Annotated in this window: 23 protein-coding genes; 16 read left to right on the top strand and 7 right to left on the bottom strand. The window is 71.3% G+C overall.

The genetic code is table 11. The features are described 5' to 3' along the window. Positions 1-13: 13 nt before the first annotated feature. The 10 genes from ACFVX4_RS14100 to ACFVX4_RS14055 all read left to right on the top strand — a co-directional run bounded on the left by ACFVX4_RS14100 (position 14) and on the right by ACFVX4_RS14055 (position 7842). Complete coding sequence (locus ACFVX4_RS14100; protein ID WP_389975963.1) at positions 14-1030, top strand: NrtA/SsuA/CpmA family ABC transporter substrate-binding protein; 1017 nt, start codon at positions 14-16, stop codon at positions 1028-1030. After that, positions 1027-1857, top strand: coding sequence for an ABC transporter permease (locus ACFVX4_RS14095; protein ID WP_389975960.1), 831 nt, complete (start codon positions 1027-1029; stop codon positions 1855-1857). The genes ACFVX4_RS14100 and ACFVX4_RS14095 overlap by 4 nt, the downstream gene beginning before the upstream one ends. Further along, positions 1854-2609 (top strand): ABC transporter ATP-binding protein, encoded by a 756-nt coding sequence (locus ACFVX4_RS14090; protein WP_389975957.1) that lies wholly within the window; start codon positions 1854-1856, stop codon positions 2607-2609. The genes ACFVX4_RS14095 and ACFVX4_RS14090 overlap by 4 nt, the downstream gene beginning before the upstream one ends. Further along, positions 2610-3497 (top strand): ABC transporter substrate-binding protein, encoded by an 888-nt coding sequence (locus tag ACFVX4_RS14085; protein WP_389975954.1) that lies wholly within the window; start codon positions 2610-2612, stop codon positions 3495-3497. 4 nt (positions 3498-3501) lie between these two features. Then, positions 3502-4575 (top strand): LLM class flavin-dependent oxidoreductase, encoded by a 1074-nt coding sequence (locus ACFVX4_RS14080; RefSeq protein WP_389975951.1) that lies wholly within the window; start codon positions 3502-3504, stop codon positions 4573-4575. A 258-nt stretch (positions 4576-4833) separates the two neighbouring features. Then, a complete protein-coding gene (locus ACFVX4_RS14075; protein ID WP_389975948.1) occupies positions 4834-5634 on the top strand; it encodes a VOC family protein in 801 nt (266 codons plus the stop codon). Positions 5635-5707: 73 nt separating this feature from the next. Continuing rightward, on the top strand, positions 5708-5956 hold the full coding sequence (locus ACFVX4_RS14070; RefSeq protein ID WP_389975945.1) for a WhiB family transcriptional regulator: 249 nt from the start codon (positions 5708-5710) through the stop codon (positions 5954-5956). A gap of 96 nt (positions 5957-6052) precedes the next feature. Continuing rightward, entirely contained in the window at positions 6053-6748 is a 696-nt protein-coding gene (locus tag ACFVX4_RS14065) for a GMC family oxidoreductase (RefSeq protein WP_389975942.1), read from the top strand. 71 nt (positions 6749-6819) lie between these two features. Continuing rightward, positions 6820-7293: a GMC oxidoreductase gene (locus ACFVX4_RS14060; protein WP_389975939.1), complete on the top strand. Its 474-nt coding sequence runs from the start codon at positions 6820-6822 to the stop codon at positions 7291-7293. A 48-nt stretch (positions 7294-7341) separates the two neighbouring features. Then, positions 7342-7842 (top strand): tetratricopeptide repeat protein, encoded by a 501-nt coding sequence (locus ACFVX4_RS14055; protein WP_389975936.1) that lies wholly within the window; start codon positions 7342-7344, stop codon positions 7840-7842. 90 nt (positions 7843-7932) lie between these two features. On the opposite strand, the gene ACFVX4_RS14050 is transcribed toward ACFVX4_RS14055, so the two are convergent. The 3 genes from ACFVX4_RS14050 to ACFVX4_RS14040 all read right to left on the bottom strand — a co-directional run bounded on the left by ACFVX4_RS14050 (position 7933) and on the right by ACFVX4_RS14040 (position 10259). After that, positions 7933-8907, bottom strand: coding sequence for an acyl-ACP desaturase (locus ACFVX4_RS14050; RefSeq protein ID WP_389975933.1), 975 nt, complete (start codon positions 8905-8907; stop codon positions 7933-7935). Positions 8908-9206: 299 nt separating this feature from the next. Beyond that, positions 9207-9398, bottom strand: a complete 192-nt coding sequence (locus tag ACFVX4_RS14045) for a hypothetical protein (protein WP_385817562.1) — start codon at positions 9396-9398, stop codon at positions 9207-9209. A gap of 9 nt (positions 9399-9407) precedes the next feature. Further along, complete coding sequence (locus tag ACFVX4_RS14040) at positions 9408-10259, bottom strand: helix-turn-helix transcriptional regulator (RefSeq protein WP_389975930.1); 852 nt, start codon at positions 10257-10259, stop codon at positions 9408-9410. Positions 10260-10496: 237 nt separating this feature from the next. Between ACFVX4_RS14040 and ACFVX4_RS14035 the strand changes: the two genes are divergently transcribed. Next, positions 10497-10901 carry an ATP-binding protein gene (locus ACFVX4_RS14035; protein ID WP_389975928.1) on the top strand — a complete coding sequence of 135 codons (405 nt, stop codon included), beginning with the start codon at positions 10497-10499 and terminating at the stop codon, positions 10899-10901. Positions 10902-10971: 70 nt separating this feature from the next. Here the strand turns inward: ACFVX4_RS14035 and ACFVX4_RS14030 are convergent, their stop codons facing one another. Further along, the gene (locus tag ACFVX4_RS14030; RefSeq protein ID WP_389976457.1) at positions 10972-11352 is read right to left on the bottom strand and encodes an SsgA family sporulation/cell division regulator; all 381 of its coding nucleotides are present in this window, start codon (positions 11350-11352) and stop codon (positions 10972-10974) included. 220 nt (positions 11353-11572) lie between these two features. Between ACFVX4_RS14030 and ACFVX4_RS14025 the strand changes: the two genes are divergently transcribed. Next, positions 11573-12673 (top strand): WD40/YVTN/BNR-like repeat-containing protein, encoded by a 1101-nt coding sequence (locus ACFVX4_RS14025; RefSeq protein WP_389975925.1) that lies wholly within the window; start codon positions 11573-11575, stop codon positions 12671-12673. 61 nt (positions 12674-12734) lie between these two features. Here ACFVX4_RS14025 and ACFVX4_RS14020 read toward each other — a convergent pair whose 3' ends face one another. Further along, the gene (locus ACFVX4_RS14020) at positions 12735-13034 is read right to left on the bottom strand and encodes a YciI family protein (RefSeq protein ID WP_389975921.1); all 300 of its coding nucleotides are present in this window, start codon (positions 13032-13034) and stop codon (positions 12735-12737) included. A gap of 131 nt (positions 13035-13165) precedes the next feature. Between ACFVX4_RS14020 and ACFVX4_RS14015 the strand changes: the two genes are divergently transcribed. Both ACFVX4_RS14015 and mmpA read left to right on the top strand, forming a co-directional pair. After that, positions 13166-13843: an endonuclease V gene (locus tag ACFVX4_RS14015; RefSeq protein ID WP_389975918.1), complete on the top strand. Its 678-nt coding sequence runs from the start codon at positions 13166-13168 to the stop codon at positions 13841-13843. 49 nt (positions 13844-13892) lie between these two features. Continuing rightward, complete coding sequence (gene mmpA / locus ACFVX4_RS14010; RefSeq protein WP_266429678.1) at positions 13893-14036, top strand: morphogenic membrane protein MmpA; 144 nt, start codon at positions 13893-13895, stop codon at positions 14034-14036. A 33-nt stretch (positions 14037-14069) separates the two neighbouring features. Here mmpA and ACFVX4_RS14005 read toward each other — a convergent pair whose 3' ends face one another. Both ACFVX4_RS14005 and ACFVX4_RS14000 read right to left on the bottom strand, forming a co-directional pair. Further along, entirely contained in the window at positions 14070-15020 is a 951-nt protein-coding gene (locus tag ACFVX4_RS14005; RefSeq protein ID WP_389975915.1) for a peptidoglycan-binding protein, read from the bottom strand. A 266-nt stretch (positions 15021-15286) separates the two neighbouring features. Beyond that, a complete protein-coding gene (locus ACFVX4_RS14000) occupies positions 15287-16477 on the bottom strand; it encodes a saccharopine dehydrogenase family protein (protein WP_389975912.1) in 1191 nt (396 codons plus the stop codon). 205 nt (positions 16478-16682) lie between these two features. Here ACFVX4_RS14000 and ACFVX4_RS13995 point away from each other — a divergent pair, with 205 nt between their 5' ends. Both ACFVX4_RS13995 and ACFVX4_RS13990 read left to right on the top strand, forming a co-directional pair. After that, on the top strand, positions 16683-17819 hold the full coding sequence (locus tag ACFVX4_RS13995; RefSeq protein ID WP_389975910.1) for a CaiB/BaiF CoA transferase family protein: 1137 nt from the start codon (positions 16683-16685) through the stop codon (positions 17817-17819). Between the two features lie 75 nt (positions 17820-17894). Beyond that, the gene (locus ACFVX4_RS13990) at positions 17895-19037 is read left to right on the top strand and encodes an acyl-CoA dehydrogenase family protein (protein WP_389975907.1); all 1143 of its coding nucleotides are present in this window, start codon (positions 17895-17897) and stop codon (positions 19035-19037) included. Position 19038: the final 1 nt, after the last annotated feature.

The following is a 19038-nucleotide window of genomic DNA, read 5'->3' as shown; positions in this document are numbered from 1 at the left end:
GACCCCCGACACCATGAACCTCCCCCGACCACTGCGCACGGCCATCGCCCCCGCGCTCCTCACGGCCACCGCACTCCTCGCCCTCACCGCCTGCGGCTCGTCCGAGGCCGCCGGCGGTGAGTCCGGCGCCAAGGGCACGGTGGACATCCGCATCCCCGACCCCGGCAACTCCGGTGTGCTCGCCCTCGGCAAGAAGGATGGCAGCCTCGACAGGGCGCTCGCCAAGGCCGGCGCCAAGGTGCGCTGGACCGGCAGCGCGGGGCCCTTCGCCCCGGCCGCCCAGGCGATGAACGCCGACCAGCTCGACATCGCGACCGGCTCCATCACCTCCGGCATCACCTCGCTCGCCCAGCGCCCCGGCTTCAAGTTCTTCACCGCGGTCGACCCGGACGCGACCGGCGAGGGCATCCTCGTCAGGAACGGCTCCGGCATCGCATCGGTCAAGGACCTGGTCGGCAAGAAGGTCGCCGTCAACCAGGGCGGCACCGGCGAGTACCTGCTGTTGAAGGCTCTCGCCAAGGCCGGCATCCCCGCCGACAAGGTCGATCGGGTCTATCTGCGACCCGACCAGACGGCCGCCGTCTTCAACGCGGGCAAGGTCGACGCCTGGGCCGTCTGGGCGACCTACGCCGTTGCCGAGATCGGCAGCGGCAAGGCGCACTTCGTCGCCGACGGCGCCGCGATCGGCTCCGACAACTACAGCCTCGACGCCGTGCGCACCGGCTTCGCCGAGCAGCACCCCGGGATCGTCAAGGCGCTCTACCAGTACCTCCACGACGCCAGTGCCGAGGAGAAGCAGGACCCGGCCGCGTACCTCAACGTCTTCACGGACGTCGGACCGACCGCCGTCACCGGCAGGGCGAAGGAGGCCCAGACCGAATTCACCCGCAAGGGCGGCACGGTCGACCCCATCGGACCCGAGGACATCAAGCGCTTCGAGGACGTCGCCGGCTTCTACGCCGAGCAGAAGGTCACCACGGACAAGGTCGACGTCGCCGCCCACCTCCTCGACATCGAGAAGCTGAAATGAGCGACGCCGGCCTGCACCCGGGCCTCGTCCGGCCCCGCCCCCAGCGGCGCAGGGCCCGCAGCCGGACCTACTCCGCGACCGTCCGGACCCTTGGCCCCCTCGCCCTCCTCGTCCTGTGGTGGGCGGCGTCCGCCACCGGGCTCCTCACCCCCGATGTCCTCGCCTCGCCCGCCGAAGTGCTGCGTGCGGTAGGGGAGTTGTGGGGCAACGGGCAGCTGCCCGACGCGCTCACCACCTCCCTGACCCGCTCCGGACTCGGCCTCCTCATCGGGCTCGCCGCCGGGCTGGTCCTCGGCATCACCACCGGATTCACCCGACTCGGCGACGAACTCCTCGACTCCTCCATCCAGACCCTGCGCACCATCCCGTTCCTCTCCCTGGTACCCCTGTTCATGGTCTGGTTCGGGATCAACGAGACCGCGAAGATCCTCCTCATCGCCATCGCCACCACCTTCCCGATGTACGTGTCGACATCGAGCGGGGTGCGCAACACCGACCCCAAACTCATCGAGGCCATGCGCAGCTTCGGCATGGGACGGTTCGCCCTCGTGCGCGAGGTCGTCCTGCCCGGCGCCCTGCCGTCGCTGCTCGCCGGGCTGCGGCTCTCCATGACACTCAGCGTCATCGCCCTGATCGCCGCCGAGGAGATCAACGCCACGGCCGGCATCGGCTATCTGATGTCCCAGGCGCAGAGCTATGCCCGCACCGACATCCTCGCCGTCTGCATCCTCGTCTACGGACTGCTCGGACTCACCGCCGACATCGTCGTACGGCTGCTGGAACGCCTGCTGATGCCCTGGCGCACCCCGCAGGGAGCCACCCGATGACCGACCGGACCCCCCAAGCAGCGGTACGGGTACGCGGACTGCGCCGCGTGTTCGGCGACCGCGCCGTCCTCGACGGTCTCCGACTCGACATCGCGCGGGGCGAGTTCGTCGCCCTGCTCGGCGCGAGCGGAAGCGGCAAGACGACCCTGCTGCGCATCCTGGGCGCACTCGACGGAGCCGACGGGGGAGAGGTCCTCGTCCCCGAGGCCCGCACCGTCGTCTTCCAGGAACCCCGCCTCGTACCGTCGAAGAAGGTCCTCGCCAATGTGACGGTGGCCCTGCCGCGCGGCCGCTCCGGGCACGGGCTGCGGGCCCTGGCCGAAGTCGGCCTCGAACGGCACGCCGATGCCTGGCCCGCCACCCTCTCCGGCGGCGAGGCCCAGCGCGTCGCCCTCGCCCGCGCCCTGGTCCGCGAACCCGAACTGCTGCTGCTCGACGAGCCGTTCGCCGCACTCGACGCCCTGACCCGGCTCAGGATGCAGGACCTGGTGGGAGAGCTGTGCCGCAAGCACCGGCCCGCCGTCCTCCTCGTCACCCACGACGTGGACGAAGCCGTACGGCTCGCCGACCGGGTCGCCGTCCTGCGCGACGGCCGGCTGATCACCGACGAACCGGTCACCGTCGACCGGCCGCGCGACCCCGGCGACCCCGCCTTCGGAGCCCTGCGCCGCAGGCTCCTCGACGACCTCGGGGTCGAGACGGCCCCGCACCCCGCAAAGTCCCCCGAACGTACCGAAGTCGGAGTGATCTGAATGACCATCACCATCGGTGTGCACAGCAGCAACCCGTCCCTCTACCACCTGTACCACCTCTCCCGGCTCGGCCTCGCCGAGGAGGAGCTGGCCCCGCTCGGCGAGAGCGTCGTCTTCCACCCGTACACCAACGGCGTCCGCACCGGCGAACTCCTCAGCCGGGGCGTCATCGACTTCGGCGGCACCGGCTCCACCCCGCCGGTCACCGCCCAGGCCGCCGGCCACGACATCGTCTACACCGCCGTCTCGGCCCCGCGCCCCGAACACGGCGCGCTCCTCGTCCCCGAGGACAGCCCCGTGCACACGGTCGCCGACCTCAAGGGCACCACCGTCCACCTCGCGATCGGCTCCTGGCAGACCCACCTGATCGCCAAGGCGCTCGACGACGCCGGGCTCTCCTACGCCGACGACATCACCGCGGTCCGCAGCGACGACACCAGCGAGGAACTGCTGCGCACCGGCGCCATCGCCGCCTGGGTGGCCCAGGGCGCCCAGCTCGCCGCGGCCCGCCGCACCGGCGGTCTGCGCACCCTGGTCCGCACCGGCGACGTCATCACCGACCGCTCCGTCTTCTTCGCCCGCCGCGACCTCGCCGAGAGCCGCCCCGAGGTGATCGAGGCGCTCACCCGCGCCCTCCGGCGCGCCGACGACTGGGCGGCGGCCAATCCCCGCCGGGCGGCCGAGATCGCCGCCGCCGACCTCGGCGGATCCGCCGACGACTGGGAGACCGCGCTGCGCACCCTGCCCTGGAAGATCGAGCCCGTCACCGACGCCTTCATCGCCGAACAGCAGGAGGCGGCCGACATCTTCCTCCGCACCGGCTTCATCGACCGCCCGGTCACCGTCGCCCATGCCCTGGTCGGTGCCGGCACGGACAAGGCGGCGTGACGACATGGCGACCGAAGTCCTCTGGTACATCATCCCGCGCGAAGGCGCCTACCCCTGGGAGCCCGAAGGACGGCGCCCGGTCGACCTCGGCTACCTCGCCCAGCTCGCGGGCACGGTCGAACGCCTCGGCTACAGCGGTGCGTTGCTCGCCACCGACCTGTACGACGTCTGGCCGCTCGGCAGCGCGCTGGCGGCCTCCACCAGCACCCGGTTCAAGCCCCTGCTGGCCGTCCACCCCGGTCTGATCCCGCCCACCCTGCTCGCCAAGATGGCCCTCAGCTTCGACCACCTCTTCGGCGGCCGGCTCCGCTTCAACGTCGTCAACGGCTCGATGAAGTCGCTCCAGGAGTACGGACTCCACGTGGAGCACGACGAGCGGTACGAGCTGAGCGCCGAGTACTGGTCGATCGTGAAGCGGCTCACCGCCGGTGAGGTCTTCGACCACAAGGGCCGCTTCTACGACCTGAAGAACGCGGGAGCGTCCTTCAGGGAGCTGAAACCGGTCCAGGAATCGCACATCCCGCTCTGGTTCGGCGGCTCGTCGGACCCCGGGATCGAGATGGCGGCCGAGCACGTCGACGTCTTCCTGACCTGGGGTGAGCCCCCGCACCTGCTCAAGGAGAAGCTGGACCGGGTCAGGGCGCGGGCCGCCGCGTACGGCCGTACGCTCAGGATCGGGCTCCGTCTCCACCTCATCGTCCGCGACACGGAGGACGAGGCCTGGGCGGCGGCCGACCGGCTCCTCGACGTGACGAGCGATGCGACGTACGCCCGGCAGCTCGGCGACCGGGCGGGGGAGGACGGCGTGGGCTGGCAGCGCCAGTTCCGCCAGCACGGCGGCAAGGTGCCCGCGCATGCCCGGGAGCTGGAGGCGCACCCCAACATGTGGCCGGGCATGAGCCTGTTCCGCCCGGGGCCCGGCACGGCGGTCGTCGGCTCGACCGCCCAGGTCGTCGAGCGCCTCGGGGAGTTCCAGGACCTGGGCGTCGACACCTTCATCCTCTCCGGCAACCCGCTGCTGGAGGAGGCCTACCGGGTGGCGGAGACGGTGCTTCCGGCGCTGGGGATCACCCGCTGACCCGACCGGGGAGCGGGAGCGGGGGCGCCTGCGCGGCATGGGCCGTTCCGGTGGTCGTGGGAGATCATCCACGGGGCCGATACCGGTACGCGACGCAACGGCGAGAATTCGCCATCCGCAGGCCGGCTCCGTACGGCGTAGGGCAACGCGGACCGTGCCCCGGGTGCGGGCTGCGGTCGCCGGTGCCCGGTGCGAGACTCGGAACGTCGGGAAGGACTCCCGCAGCCCGGAGCACGGGCATCGTCGAAGGAGCCGGCCATGCTCACTACGCGTCATGTCGACGGAGCACCCAACTGGACCGATCTGGGCACACCCGATCTCGACCGGGCCGTCGAGTTCTACACCGGCCTCTTCGGCTGGGAGTACGTGGCCGGGGGCCCGGAGACCGGTGGCTACGGCATGTTCACGTTGGACGGGAAGACGGTCGCCGGCGCGATGACGGTCACCGAGGAGCAGGCGGAGCCGTCCTGGTCGGTCTATTTCCGGTCGGCGGACGCCGACGCCACGGCACGGGCGGTCGAGCAGGCCGGCGGTACCGTGCCGTTCGCCCCGATGGATGTCCTGGATCTCGGCAGGATGGCCGGATTCAAGGACCGGGCGGGGGCCTTCTTCGGCGTCTGGCAGCCGAAGGAGAACCTGGGCCTGGGCGCCGTGGGCGTCCCGCGCAGTCTGTGCTGGGCCGAGCTGTACACCCCGGACGTCCCCGCGGCCGCCGCGTTCTACGACGCGGTCTTCGGCTGGGAGACCGCCCATGTACCGTTCCCCGGCGGCGGCGGGTCGTACACGGTGATCCGGACCAGGGGCGGCGGTGCGGAGGCGGAGTTCGGCGGCTTCGTACCGCTCAACGCGGTGGCGACCCGGGCGGTGGCCGGACCGCACTGGCTGCCGTACTTCGAGGTCGACGACTGCGACGCGGCAGTGGCGGACGTGGAACGGCTGGGCGGCAAACTGACCCTGGAACCGATGGAGATGGAAGGCGTGGGAAAGTTCGCCGATGTCGCCGATCCGGACGGGGCCGAGTTCGCCCTGATCAAGAGTGCGCAGGCGCCGCAGAGCTGACCGGAAGTCATCGGCGCGCCGCATTGATGAGGCGTTGATCAGTCGTTTATCGCGACCGGGCACTGTGGACCGCATGCTGATCAACACCGCGGCCGACCCCGCATTCGCCTGGCAGGAGACAGCGCTGTGCGCCCAGGCGGGGCCCGAGTTCTTCTTTCCCGCCCCCGGTAGCTCCACCCGTGAGGCCAAGCAGCTCTGCAACGCCTGCGAGGGGCGTGAGGCCTGCCTGGAGTACGCCCTCGCCAACGACGAGCGCTTCGGCGTATGGGGCGGACTCTCCGAGAAGGAGCGGGACCGGCTGCGCAGAACCGGCCGCGCATAGGGTCTTCCGTTCGGGTCCGGACCGATCCGAACGGAAGACCCAGGTCTGAACATGCCCCGCGTATGCGACAATTCGGCACTCCGTGCACCCGTTGAGGTGTCCGCTTCGGCCACCGAGGGGTCCGAGTCGAGCGAGTACGACTACATCGTCGTCGGGGCAGGATCGGCCGGCTGCGTCCTCGCCGCGAGACTCTCCGAGGACCCGACGGTCCGGGTCGCGCTCATCGAGTCGGGCGGGTGCGACCGCAAGCCGGAGATCCGCATCCCGGCCGCCTTCCCGAAGCTGTTCAGGACGGCGTACGACTGGGACTTCAGCACGGTGGCGCAATCGGCCCTGGACGGCCGCGAACTGTACTGGCCGCGCGGCCACACACTCGGCGGATGCTCATCGATCAACGCCATGATGTGGGTGCGCGGTCACCGCGACGACTACGACGCCTGGGCCCGCACGGCCGGTGACGACCGGTCGCACGACGCGCTCGCACGCTGCTTCAGGCGCGCGGAGCGGTGGACGGGCCGCACCGGCGACGGCACGGTGTACGGCACCGAGGGGCCCCTCTTCATCTCGCCGCCCCGTGCCCCCAACCCGCTGACCGGCGCCTTCCGCGACGCCTGTCAGGACGAGGGCCTCCCGCCGCTGGACGAGCTCAACGCCCCCGATCACAGCGGCTGCGCGATCACCCCGCTCAGCCAGCGGGGCGGACGCCGCTGGAGCGCGGCCGACGGCTACCTGAGGCCGGCCGGCGCGCCAACCTGCGCGCACCCGAGCTGGCCGCCCCGGACCTCGAACTGATCTTCGCCCCGGCGCCGTTCGTCAACCATGGTCTGACCGCGCCGACCCGGCACGCCACGACCATCGGCGTGGTGCTCCTCCAGCCCGAGAGCGAGGGCCGCATCACGCTGGATCCGAAGAGCGCGGAAGCCGGCTCCGGGCTCCGGACCGACCCGGGATATCTGACGTCCGAAGCAGATCTCGGCCGCCTGATCGCGGGGGTCCGCCGTGCCGAGGCGCTGTTCGCGGGCCCGAGCCTCGCCGCGCACACCTCGGGCCCGACGGGCGTGTACCCCGGCCCGGTCGACGACGCCCGCCTCGCCGAGGCGATCCGTGCCGGTGCCGAGACGCTGTACCACCCGGTCGGCACCGGCCGCATGGGCGAGGATCCGGACTCCGTGACCGACCCGCGGCTACGGGTGCGCGGCGTGGCGGGGCTCCGGGTCGTCGATGCCTCCGTGATGCCGCGGATCACCCGCGGCCACACCCACGCACCGACGGTCGCGATCGTCGAGAGGGCCGCGGAGCTGATCCCGGAGGACGCGCGGCAGCCGGCCGCGACGTGACGCGGGGGCCGCATCCGGACACGCTCGCCGGCCTGGGACGATGTCCGTATGAATGATCACGACCGGGACAGCATGCTCGCGGCGGCCGTGCGGCTGCGCACCGAAGGCCACCAGGAGGAGGCCCGGCAGCGGCTGCTGTCCCTCTCCGCCGACTTCCCCGCGGACGCGGAGGTCGCCTATCAGACGGCCTGGGCGCACGATGTGCTCGGTCTGGAGGCCGAGGCGGTGCCGTTCTACGAACGCTGCCTGGCCGGGACCGGGCTGTCCGAGGAGGACCGCAGGGGCGCGCTGCTCGGCCTGGGGAGCACGTACCGGGTGCTCGGCCAGTACGAGAAGGCCGTGGAGGTCCTGCGCCGCGGTGCCGAGCAGTTCCCCGACGACGGGGCGCTGCGGACGTTCCTCGCCATGGCCCTCTTCAACACCGGTGAGCACCACGAAGCCATGCGGTTGCTGCTGGAACTGCTCGCGGCCGGCAGCACGGACCCGTATGTGCGCCGGTACCGGGCAGCGATCGAGCACTATGCGCGGGACCTGCGCGAAACGGTGTGAGACCGGTGCGGGACGTCGGCTGACGTCCGCCCGACAGGGGCACGCGGCGGTGCCCGTCCGGCGGACGGCAGCCGACGGCCTTCGGGACCGTCAGGCGTCGGCGCGCGCGGCCATGCGCGCCTTGCGGGCTGCCAGCTTCTCGTCGAACTTCGACGCCTCGCTGTCCAGGCCGCCCATGTACAGGCCCAGCTCCTCCTGCGCCTTCAGGCCGTCGGGGCCCAGGCCGTCGATGGAGAGGATCTTCAGGTAGCGCAGCACGGGCTGGATCACGTCGTCGTGGTGGATGCGCATGTTGTAGATCTCGCCGATCGCCATCTGCGCGGCGGCCCGCTCGAAGCCCGGCATGCCGTGTCCGGGCATCCGGAAGTTGACGACGACGTCGCGCACGGCCTGCATCGTCAGGTCCGGGGCGAGCTCGAAGGCCGCACCGAGGAGGTTGCGGTAGAAGACCATGTGCAGGTTCTCGTCGGTCGCGATCCGCGCCAGCATGCGGTCGCAGACCGGGTCGCCCGACTGGTGGCCGGTGTTGCGGTGCGAGACGCGGGTGGCCAGCTCCTGGAACGCGACGTACGCCACCGAGTGCAGCATCGAGTGGCGGTTGTCCGACTCGAAGCCCTCCGCCATGTGCGCCATGCGGAACTGCTCCAGCTTGTCCGGGTCGACCGCCCGTGAGGTGAGCAGGTAGTCACGCATCACGATGCCGTGCCGGCCCTCCTCGGCCGTCCAGCGGTGCACCCAGGTGCCCCAGGCGCCGTCGCGGCCGAAGAGGGAGGCGATCTCGTGGTGGTAGCTGGGGAGGTTGTCCTCGGTCAGCAGATTCACCACCAGCGCGATCTTGCCGATGTCGGTGACCTTGGACTGGTCGGCCTGCCAGGCCTCACCGTCCTCGAAGACGCCGGGGAAGTTCCGCCCGTCGGAGAACGGCACGTACTCGTGGGGCATCCAGTCCCTGGCGACCTTGAGATGGCGGTTGAGCTCCTTCTCCACCACCTCTTCCAGGGCGTACAGCAGCTGGGCGTCGGTCCACGCCTTCGGGCTGCCGAGGTGGGGAGCGGTGATCGTCACGGGGAACTCCTGGGGACGGGAGAATTACCTACGGATACGTAGGTTACGAGACCGTAGGTTAAAGCGGCGGTAAGCCCACCGCCAAGCCCGGCCTCTCGATGCCCGGTTACGTAACGTTATGTACGCAGGTCCCGGGGTGGACGCAGGTCCGTGAACGGGGTGCGGTGTCGGCGAGCGGCGCCGGCGGATCGCCGGGACCGGGACCGGGACCGGCCGGCCCCCGGCCGTCAGGCGCTCTGAGCTGTCGGCGTACTCGGAGCACATGCTTGCGGGGGCGCGGGCACGGTCGGGCCGCGCGGTCAGAGCAGGTGGTCCGCCGCGCCGGACTTCACCGCGGAGATCAGCGCCCGAAGCGCCTCCACGGAGTCGCTGACGTAGGCGGTGGCGTCCGTGGTGGAGCCGATGTACGCCCTGCCCTGGTCGTCGAGTCCGAAGCGGAAGCAGTTGGCGCCCTCACTGCAGAAGGCTTCGTCCCAGCAGATGTCGGTCATGGTCACTCCTCAGAGGTCATGGGCTATGGATCGGATGAAGTCGCGCGATTCCCCGACGGGCAGCGCGAGTGTGCGCAGGCGCTCCAACAGGCCGCGGTAGCGGCGCAGTTGCATGTCGGAGTCCAGCAGCATCGAACCATGCGAGGAATCGAGCTGTACGGTGTCGAGCTGCGGCACCGCGGCGCCCGCATAGGTGAACGACTGTCCGGCGCCCGGGAAACCGCCGGCCGCGAACGGAATCACCCGGACGGTGATCCGGTCCCGCTCGGACTGCTCGACGATGTGGTCCAGTTGGGCCCTCGCCACCTTCGGGCCGCCGAACTGCATGCGCAGCGCCGCCTCGTGGACCACCGACTCGTACATCGGCGGAAGGTCTCGTTCCAGTACCTCCTGGCGGCGCAGCCGCAGTGACAGCCGCGCCATCAGATCGGGTCCGGGTAGTTGGGGATCGGCGGTGTCGAAGACCGCCCGCGCATGCTGCTCGGTCTGCAGCAGGCCGGGGATGTGTGTGGTGGTGGAGGTGATCAACTCCACTGCGTGGTATTCGAGTTCGGCGATGTCGAGCAGTCCTGGCAGCAGCATTCCGCGATGCTCCTCCCACCAGCCCCTGGCGCGCTCCTGGGCCATCGCGGCGAGCAGGTCGACCAGTCCGGTGTCCGGGCACCCGTAGTTGAAGGCGAGGGTGCGGACCCGCTCGGCGCTGATGCCGAACCGTCCCGATTCGATGTTCGGGATGCGGGTGCGGTCGACGCCGAGCAGTGCGGCGGCCTGCTGCACCGGCATGCCCGACTGCTCGCGCAGTTTGCGTAGTTCGTGCCCGAGCCGATGCTGGCGGGCGGTCGGGGTGCTTCTGGGCGGCAAGGCGTGGTTCCTTCCAGGGAGGGGGAACGAAATGACCGGAACCGCACAAGTAGTAGCACCGTGCTCCACGGTGCGCTACGGTCGGTAGCGCAAGTCTCACACGGGGCGACCGCGCCTATGTGTGATCGTCACCACAATTACCGAAATGTGAGCATCTTGATGAAAGGCGCACTGCGTTGTCTTCCGGCCGTGGCATCTGCCGGATCCCGCCCGCCATCCGCCGGGCCCCACCCGCCGGTGGCCGACAACCTGAGTTATTCGTTCGCACTGCCCGGCGGCGCCTTCTGTGCCGGTCTCGCACGCGGTGCCGTGGGTGACCTGCTCACCCGGCACGGTCTCGCGGAGCTCTGTGAGACAGCCGTACTCGCCGCCTCCGAACTGGTCGCGACCGCCTACCGGTTCACCCCGGACCGGGAGATGCTGCTGCGGGTGCACTGGCAGTTCGACGCACTCCGCATCACCCTCTACGACCAGCATCCCTCCCATGGCTCGGCCGCGAAGTCGGAGAAATGCCGGGAGCGCCGCAGCGACAGCATGTGGCTGCTGGCCGCCGCGGTCGACGCGCATGGCGGTGACTGGGGGCTGGCGCCCGCGCTGACTCAGTCCGGCGGCTGCAAGGCCTGGGCCTTACTGCACACGTGACCCCGCACCACCCGCTCGCCCCGGAACCTCCTGCCGCCCCTCCGACGGAGCCGGCCCGTCGGCCGCGAGGTCAGCAGGGGCCGCCGAGCAGCTCGGTCAGACCGCGGTCGAGATCCAGGAACCGGTGCTCGTCGCCGACCGGCACCATTTCCTGCGCCCGCTCCAGGAAGCGGCGCAACTCCGCCGTGCGGACGTGCACCATCGCGATTCCCTCGGCGGCATGGAACTCCAGGACCGTACGCTCGTAGCCGAACGGCCTGACGCGTACGTCCCCCGCACCGGCCGCCCGGTCCATCCCCGCCGCCAGCAGCTCGCGGGAGAACTCCCAGGCCACCTCGGTGCCCTCCAGGGTCGCAGGGGCGGGAAACGCCATGCGAACGGCGAACGGATCGTTCGGGTCGTACTGCAAAGTGGCGGGAAGGGTCTCCATCCGCGGCGCGGATGCGACCATGCGGGCCTGCACGGACTGCTGGATGACGGTGAACAAGACCTGCTCCCTTTCTCGGCCAGATGAACGGTTCCCGGCACTGATACAGACGACGGAAGTCCCTCATCCGTGCACCGGAGGGTGGCGTGAGCTGTATCACCGCATGCCGCCGCACCCCTCGCACGGCCGCTTCCCGGCGGCGCACCCTGGACTGGGCGCAACTCGTGGGCTAGCTTCCAGCGCCATGAGGGTCAAGGGGAAGACGAGACGACTGATGTCATGGGGGCTCTGTGCGGCAGCGCTGACCGCGGCACTGGCCACACCGGCAGCCGCGGCCGCACCGTGGGACCGGCACCGGCCCGGCGAACAGCCGGCCTGGACGCTCACCGACACCGGAACCGACGCCCGCTTCCGCGGACTTGCCGCCGTCAGCCGTCGCACCGCCTGGGTCGCGGGTTCCGGGGGCACGGTGCTGCGCACGTCCGACGGCGGCCGGCACTGGCGCGACGTGTCACCGCCCGGTGCGGCCGGGGAGGCGCTGGAGTTCCGCGACATCGAGGCCTTCGACGCCCGGCGCGCGGTGGCACTGGCCATCGGCGAGGGCGAGGCCTCCCGGGTGTTCCGCACGGAAGACGGGGGAGCGACCTGGACGGAGTCGTTCCGCAACACCGACGCGCGCGCCTTCTACGACTGCCTCACCTTCTTCGACAGCCGGCACGGACTGGCGATGAGCGATCCCGTGGACGGGAAGTACCGCATCCTGTCCACCGCGGACGGCGGCCGTAGCTGGCGGGTGCTGCCCACCGAGGGCATGCCGCAGGCGCAGACCGGTGAGGCCGGATTCGCGGCCAGTGGCCAATGCCTGGTCTCGTCGGGCCCCCGGGACGTCTGGCTGGCGACCGGCGGCGCCGCCACCGCACGGGTGCTGCACTCCGCCGACCGGGGGCTGACCTGGACCGCGGCCGGATCGACGATCCCGGCCGGCGACCCGGCCCGCGGCGTCTTCGGCCTGGCCTTCCGGGACCGCCACCACGGCATCGCGGTCGGCGGCGACTACCGGGCCGGAGAGCCGTCGCCGGACGCCGCGGCCGTGACCGGCGACGGCGGCCGCACCTGGCGGCAGGCCGCCGCCCCGCCGACTGCCTACCGCTCGGGGGTGGCCTGGCTGCCGCACAGCAGGTCCGGCGCGCTGGCGGTCGGCCCGACCGGCACCGACCTCACGACGGACGGCGGCCGTACCTGGCGCACGGTCGACACCGGGTCGTACGACACCGTCGACTGCACACCGGACGGCGGCTGCTGGGCCGCGGGCGAGAAGGGACGAGTGGCGCACGCGGGGCGCTGAGCCTGTTGCGCACGCCCCCGGCCCGCCCGGGGGCGTGCGACGCGGGCGGGGGCGCTCTCCGCTACCCGGGCAACTGCTGGCGGTACGGCGCGAGTTCGTCCGCGGTCTTCGTTGCGATGAACTCGGTGATCCGGTACGCGCACACGCCCTGTGCCGTGAACGGGTCCTCCGCGACGATCTTCTCGATCCGCGCGCGGTCGGCCCCGACGGCCAGGATCACTCCGCCGTCGCGCGGATTCTTGCGGCCCGACGCGATGAACACCCCGGCCGCGTACTGCGTGTCCAGCCAGGCGGCATGGTCCTTCATCAGCGCGTCGACGCGCTCGACGGGTGCGGTGTAGGTCAACTCCAGTACGAACATGATCGCCAGGCTACGGGACGGGGCCCGGCGCACTCCGGGCCCCGTCCCGCCGGCGGTCCCGCCGCCGAACCGGCCGCCGGACGCACCGCCGTGCCGGTTGCCCATGGGACAGCCCTAGACTCGGCGGCACCATGACAAACCTTCCGATGCCCGCCGACGAGGCCGAAGCCCGAGCCGTCCAGGACACCCTGCGCGCCCGCGTGGTGCTCGACGAACCCGGCCCGCCGCCCGGCACCGGCCGGGTCACGGGGGTCGACGTCGCCTACGACGACGAGCGCGATGTCGTCGTCGCGGCAGCGGTCGTCCTCGACGCGGCGACGCTCGACGTGGTCGCCGAGACCACCGCCGTCGGCCGGGTCACCTTCCCGTACATCCCGGGCCTCCTCGCCTTCCGGGAGATCCCGACCGTGCTGGCCGCGCTCGAATCGCTGCCGGTCGACCCCGGACTCGTGATCTGTGACGGATACGGCCGGGCGCACCCGCGCCGCTTCGGACTCGCCAGCCACCTCGGGGTGCTCACCGGTCTCCCGGTGATCGGCGTCGCCAAGAACCCGTTCACCTTCTCGTACGAGCAACCGGGCCCCCACCGCGGGGGGAGGTGGCGGCTGGTGTGCGGGGAGGGGGAGGGGGGTAGGGGGGTGCGCACCCAGGACGGCGTCAAACCCGTCTTCGTCTCCGTCGGGCACCGGACGGGCCTGGACAACGCCTGCGCCCACACCCTGCTGCTGGCCCGTGACTTCCGTCAGCCGGAAACCACCCGCAGGGCCGACTCGCTCTGCCGACAGGCGCTGCGGGAGGCGACCGCCTGAGTACGCGTACGGATACCGTTTGCTGATCATGACCGGCAAGCTGGTACACATGAACGAACATCGAACGTCCACACGACCCGGCACCGTCTATCTCGCTCAGCGCCGGGTCGCGGTGGGGATGACACTCGGCATGGTCGCGGGAGCGGTCTGGGCCGTCTCGATGATCTGCACGCTGGTGTCCTGGGCGCTCTGAGCCCGCAGGGTGCAGCCGCCCCCGCGGTCACGGCTACTTGTGCTGGTCCGGCCCCTGGGCGTTGAGCAGTGCGCGCCAGGTGCCCTCGTCCCCGACGCCCGTCACCGGCAGATTCCGGGACTCCTGGAACTCCTTCAGCGACCGCATGGTCGCGAGGGTGTACGTACCGGTGCTGTCGGTCGGCACCCCGGCGTGGTGCAGCAGGTACTGCACCGCCGTGACGGCGTCGGGCTTCGTCGTGCGCGAGTCGACCGTGATGATCAGCAACGGCCAGGTGTCCTTTCCGACCTTGCCGTCCGGGGTCAGGCCGTGAGCGGACTGGAACTTCTTCACGGCCTCCGCCGTGGCCGGACCGTAGTCGGCGTCGACCTTCACGTCGAAGGCGTTCGCCCGCAGCAGCAATTGCACCGTACGCGCCTTCCAGAGCACATTGCCCTTGCGGGCCAAGGGCCAGTCCGTGCCTTCCGACGGCCGGTCCGACAGGTTCGCCATGGCCTTGGCGTCGCTCTGTCCAGCGGTCGGGACCACCCACCACGCGATGCAGCCGAGCGCGAGGAGGAGAAGCGACGCGACGGCCAGGGCCGGGAACGTGACGGGGGAGCGGTCCCACCAGCGGGGAGCCGCACCACGACCGCCGGCCGGCCCGGCGGGGGCGGGCGCCGGGCCGGGTGCCGCCGAGGCCGTGGCCGCCGGGCGTCTGCCGGCCGCCGCGTCCGCCAGGGCACACGCCCGGACCAGTTCGTCGTCCGGAGCCCGCAGCACCGTGTGCAGCTGCTCGACGATCCTGCGCGGAGCGTTGGAGGCGTGAGCGGGATTCAGATAGCGCGACAGGGTGGTCTGGTCGACCCCCAGCCGCTTGGCGAGGGACTGCTGGGTGGGTTTCTCGCGGCCGTCGCGCGCCGACGACTCCCACCAGTTCCTCAGTAACCCGGCGAGCGCCTGTCCCGGCTGCTCCTCGCGACCCGCCACAGTGTTGTCCGTCATCGTTCTTCCCCGACTCTCTGTGTGCATAGCCGCAGGTCAGCGCTGTGCATCGGGAGCATGCCCGGGTGCTACGACCTGCGGGACGCAGATCGTAGTGAAAGCACCGTCGCGCGCCGCACGGCCGAGGAGCCATCGAAGCGGTGCCACTGCCCGCACACCCGGGGAACGAGGAGATCCGAGCGCGCGTCGGACATCACCCGAACGAGTGCGCGTCGCCCCGGGCTTCGGCTCAGGGGCTGCCCGATCGGAGGTCACCCGACAGCCTCTCAGCGGGCCGACGCGACCCGGAAGCGCAGACCGGCCGAGCGCAGCCGCTCCAGCAGCACGTCACCCATCGCGGCGGCCGTGGTGACCTGCCCCGACGTCGGCGGGAGCTCGTCCAGGGCGAGACAGAGCGCGGACTGGGCGAGCATCTTCGCCGTCTCGTCGTAGCCGGGGTCGCCGCCCGAGACCTCGGTGAGGACCCGGTGCCCGCCGCCCGCACCGACAAAGCGCACGGTGAACCAGCTGCGCCGCCGGCGCTCCGCGTCCGGTCCCTTGCCCGGCTCGTACCGGTCCATCAGCCAGGACCGGGCCGCCGGGAGCTGCGCGGCACCCAGGAGGGCGCCCACCGCGGCCGTACCGCCGAGGGCCACCGGCAGATGCCGCACCGAGGCGAAGTGGCGGTAGCGGAAGTCGGGGCCGTAGCGGGGGAGTGCCCGCGCCGAGCGCTCGATGACCTGTGGGTCCAGTGTCGGCAGCGGGAGCGCCCAGGTGCCGGTCTCCGTGCTGAAGTGCGGAGTGCCGAACGGGGCACGGGCCCGGCGGGCGACCAGCCGCGGTTCGTGCAGCCGGCGTTCCCGGGCCGCGCGCAGCATCCGCGGGCCGCGGCCCATCGCGGTGAGCGCCGAGGCGAACGTACCGCCGGAGAAGACGGCGTTGCTGCGTACGAAGCCGTCGACGGTCAGCGGCACGTCCTGCGGCAGCTGCTGGACGGTGAAGTACACCCCGAGGTCGTGCGGTACGGAGTCGAAACCGCAGGCGTGCACGATCCGGGCCCCGGTCTCGCGGGCCCGCGCGTCGTGCTCCAGATACATCCGGTCCACGAACTCCGCCTCACCGGTGAGGTCCGCGTAGTCCGTCCCCGCCTCGGCGCAGGCCGCGACCAGCTTCTCGCCGTACCAGACGTACGGGCCGACCGTCGTGGCCACCACATGGGCGGATTCGGCGAGTTCGCGCAGCGTGTGCTCGTCGTCGGCGTCGGCGTGCAGCAGCGGGAGGTCCGCGCAGCGCGGGTCGATCGCGGCGAGACGTTCGCGCAGGTGCTCCAGCTTGGCCCGGTCGCGTCCGGCCAGGGCCCAGCGGCAGCCGGAGGGTGCGTGGGCGGCGAGATATTCGGCGGTGAGGGAGCCCACGAAGCCGGTGGCGCCGAAGAGGACCACGTCATAGGGGCGTTGTGTCCCGTTCTGCCTGTTCACGAGTGCCTCCGCGGGGGCCGGGTGCCGATGTGGCAGGCAGAGGCTAGCGGAGGGGTTCGTGGCGGTGTGCGGCAAGGCGGGCCCGGTGGGGGAGGATCCCGGAGAAGGAACTAAGCGCTTGCTCGGCCGAAAGGGTTGTGCGGAGCGCGGTGCGTTCTTAGCATCATCGATGTTACATCAGTTGTGTCATACCGCTGGGGGCTTGATGGCAACGACAGAGCACGGCTCGCACGGCCCGCTGGCAGGGGTGCGGGTGGTCGAACTGGCAGGCATCGGACCCGGTCCGTTCGCCGCGATGCTCCTGGCCGACCTCGGCGCCGATGTCGTCAGGGTCGACCGGCCCGGCGGAGCGGGGCTGGGCATCGACCCCGCGTACGACCTCACCAACCGCAACAAACGCTCCGTGCTCGTCGACCTCAAGGCCGAGAACGGTGCCGCCGCGGTGCTCGATCTGGTCGAGCGCGCCGACATCCTGATCGAGGGCTACCGGCCGGGCGTCGCCGAACGGCTCGGCGTCGGGCCCGACGCCGCGCTGGCCCGCAATCCGCAGCTCGTGTATGGGCGGATGACCGGCTGGGGCCAGGACGGACCGCTCGCCGAACGGGCCGGGCACGACATCGCCTACATCGCGCTCACCGGCACCCTCTCCATGATCGGCAAGCCCGGCGAGCCGCCCACCGTCCCGGCCAATCTCGTCGGCGACTACGCGGGCGGCTCGCTCTATCTCGTCGTCGGCGTGCTCGCCGCCCTCCAGTACGCCCGCACCCCCGGCGGCCGGGGCCAGGTCGTGGACGCGGCCATCGTCGACGGCGCCGCCCATCTCGCCACGATGATCCACGGAATGCTCGCGGCCGGCGGCTGGCAGGACCGGCGCGGCGCCAACCTCCTGGACGGCGGCTGCCCGTTCTACGGTACGTACGAGACGGCCGACGGCCAGTACATGGCGGTCGGGGCGCTGGAACAGCGGTTCTACGACGAGTTCGGCCGGCTCCTCGGACTCGGGGACGAAGCCCCGGACCGGGGCGACATCACCCGGTGGGAGGAGCTGCGCACCGTCGTCGCCGACCGGTTCAGGACCCGTACGCGTGCCGAGTGGACCGAGGTGTTCGAGGGATCGGACGCCTGCGTCGCACCCGTCCTCTCACTCCGCGAGGCGCCCCGCCACCCGCACATCGCCGCCCGCTCCACCTTCGTCGAGCACGGCGGGCTCACCCAGCCCGCGCCGGCACCGCGCTTCTCCGCGACCCCCGTCTCCGTACGCGGCGGCCCCGCGCGACCCGGCGCGGACAATCACGCCGTCGCCGCCGACTGGGGCGTACCCGGCATCGCCGGGCCGGAGTGACGATGCCCTACGCGCCCCCGCCGGGCCCGGCCCGGCCCGTCTCCACCGTCGAGAACTGTTCCTAGGAGGACCGCAGTGCAGCGGCAGATCTTCACCGAAGAGCACGACGCGTTCCGCGAGACCGTGCGCACCTTCCTCACCAAGGAGGTCCTCCCGCACTACGAGCAGTGGGAGAAGGACGGCATCGTCTCGCGCGAGGCCTGGCGCGCGGCCGGCCGACAGGGGCTGCTGGGCCTCGCCGTACCCGAGGAGTACGGGGGCGGCGGCAACACCGACTTCCGCTACAGCGCGGTTCTCGCCGAGGAGTTCACCCGGGCCGGTACGCCCGGCCTCGCGCTCGGGCTGCACAACGACATCATCGGCCCCTACCTCACGGGCCTCGGCACCGACGAGCAGAAGCGGCGCTGGCTGCCCGGCTTCTGCAGCGGCGAGATCATCACCGCCATCGCCATGACCGAACCCGGCGCGGGCTCCGACCTCCAGGGCATCCGCACCACCGCCGAGGACATGGGCGACCACTGGCTGCTCAACGGGTCCAAGACCTTCATCTCCAACGGCATCCTCGCCGACCTCGTGGTCGTCGTCGCGAAGACCACCCCGGAGGGCGGCGCGAAGGGGCTCTCGCTGATCGTCGTCGAACGCGGCGCGGACGGCTTCGAGCGCGGTCGCAACCTCGACAAGATCGGCCAGAAGTCCCAGGACACCGCGGAGCTGTTCTTCAACGACGTCCGCGTTCCCAAGGAGAACCTGCTCGGCGAGCGGGACGGCGCCTTCATCCACCTGATGACCAACCTCGCGCAGGAACGCATGGGCATAGCGGTGGCCGGGATCGCCGCCGCGGAACACCTGCTGGAGATCACCACGCGGTACGTCAAGGAGCGCGAGGCCTTCGGACGCCCGCTCTCCAAGCTCCAGCACATCAGGTTCGAGATCGCCGAGATGGCCACCGAGTGCGCCGTCACCCGTACCTTCCTCGACCGCTGCATCGTCGACCACTCCGACGGGACCCTCGACGCCGTGCACGCCTCGATGGCCAAGTGGTGGGCCACCGAACTGCAGAAGCGTGTCGCCGACCGCTGCCTCCAACTGCACGGCGGATACGGCTACATGACGGAGTACCCGGTCGCCAGGGCGTTCACCGACGGCCGCATCCAGACCATCTACGGCGGCACGACCGAGATCATGAAGGAGATCATCGGCCGCTCGCTGCTCGCCTGAC

This window comes from Streptomyces sp. NPDC058240, from assembly GCF_042882135.1.
Classification (GTDB): domain Bacteria; phylum Actinomycetota; class Actinomycetes; order Streptomycetales; family Streptomycetaceae; genus Streptomyces.
Note: the sequence above shows the minus strand (reverse complement) of the source record. Positions and strands in the feature narration are given on the sequence as shown.

Coding starts and splice junctions, on each gene's coding strand:
- ACFVX4_RS13995 (WP_389975910.1), top strand. CDS start 16,683: ATGGCAACGACAGAGCACGGCTCGCACGGCCCGCTGGCAGGGGTGCGG.
- ACFVX4_RS14090 (WP_389975957.1), top strand. CDS start 1,854: ATGACCGACCGGACCCCCCAAGCAGCGGTACGGGTACGCGGACTGCGC.
- ACFVX4_RS14075 (WP_389975948.1), top strand. CDS start 4,834: ATGCTCACTACGCGTCATGTCGACGGAGCACCCAACTGGACCGATCTG.
- ACFVX4_RS14005 (WP_389975915.1), bottom strand. CDS start 15,020: ATGACGGACAACACTGTGGCGGGTCGCGAGGAGCAGCCGGGACAGGCG.
- ACFVX4_RS14020 (WP_389975921.1), bottom strand. CDS start 13,034: ATGTTCGTACTGGAGTTGACCTACACCGCACCCGTCGAGCGCGTCGAC.
- ACFVX4_RS14025 (WP_389975925.1), top strand. CDS start 11,573: ATGAGGGTCAAGGGGAAGACGAGACGACTGATGTCATGGGGGCTCTGT.
- ACFVX4_RS14080 (WP_389975951.1), top strand. CDS start 3,502: ATGGCGACCGAAGTCCTCTGGTACATCATCCCGCGCGAAGGCGCCTAC.
- ACFVX4_RS14030 (WP_389976457.1), bottom strand. CDS start 11,352: ATGGTCGCATCCGCGCCGCGGATGGAGACCCTTCCCGCCACTTTGCAG.
- mmpA (WP_266429678.1), top strand. CDS start 13,893: ATGAACGAACATCGAACGTCCACACGACCCGGCACCGTCTATCTCGCT.
- ACFVX4_RS14100 (WP_389975963.1), top strand. CDS start 14: ATGAACCTCCCCCGACCACTGCGCACGGCCATCGCCCCCGCGCTCCTC.
- ACFVX4_RS14095 (WP_389975960.1), top strand. CDS start 1,027: ATGAGCGACGCCGGCCTGCACCCGGGCCTCGTCCGGCCCCGCCCCCAG.
- ACFVX4_RS14015 (WP_389975918.1), top strand. CDS start 13,166: ATGACAAACCTTCCGATGCCCGCCGACGAGGCCGAAGCCCGAGCCGTC.
- ACFVX4_RS14070 (WP_389975945.1), top strand. CDS start 5,708: ATGCTGATCAACACCGCGGCCGACCCCGCATTCGCCTGGCAGGAGACA.
- ACFVX4_RS14055 (WP_389975936.1), top strand. CDS start 7,342: ATGAATGATCACGACCGGGACAGCATGCTCGCGGCGGCCGTGCGGCTG.
- ACFVX4_RS14085 (WP_389975954.1), top strand. CDS start 2,610: ATGACCATCACCATCGGTGTGCACAGCAGCAACCCGTCCCTCTACCAC.
- ACFVX4_RS14045 (WP_385817562.1), bottom strand. CDS start 9,398: ATGACCGACATCTGCTGGGACGAAGCCTTCTGCAGTGAGGGCGCCAAC.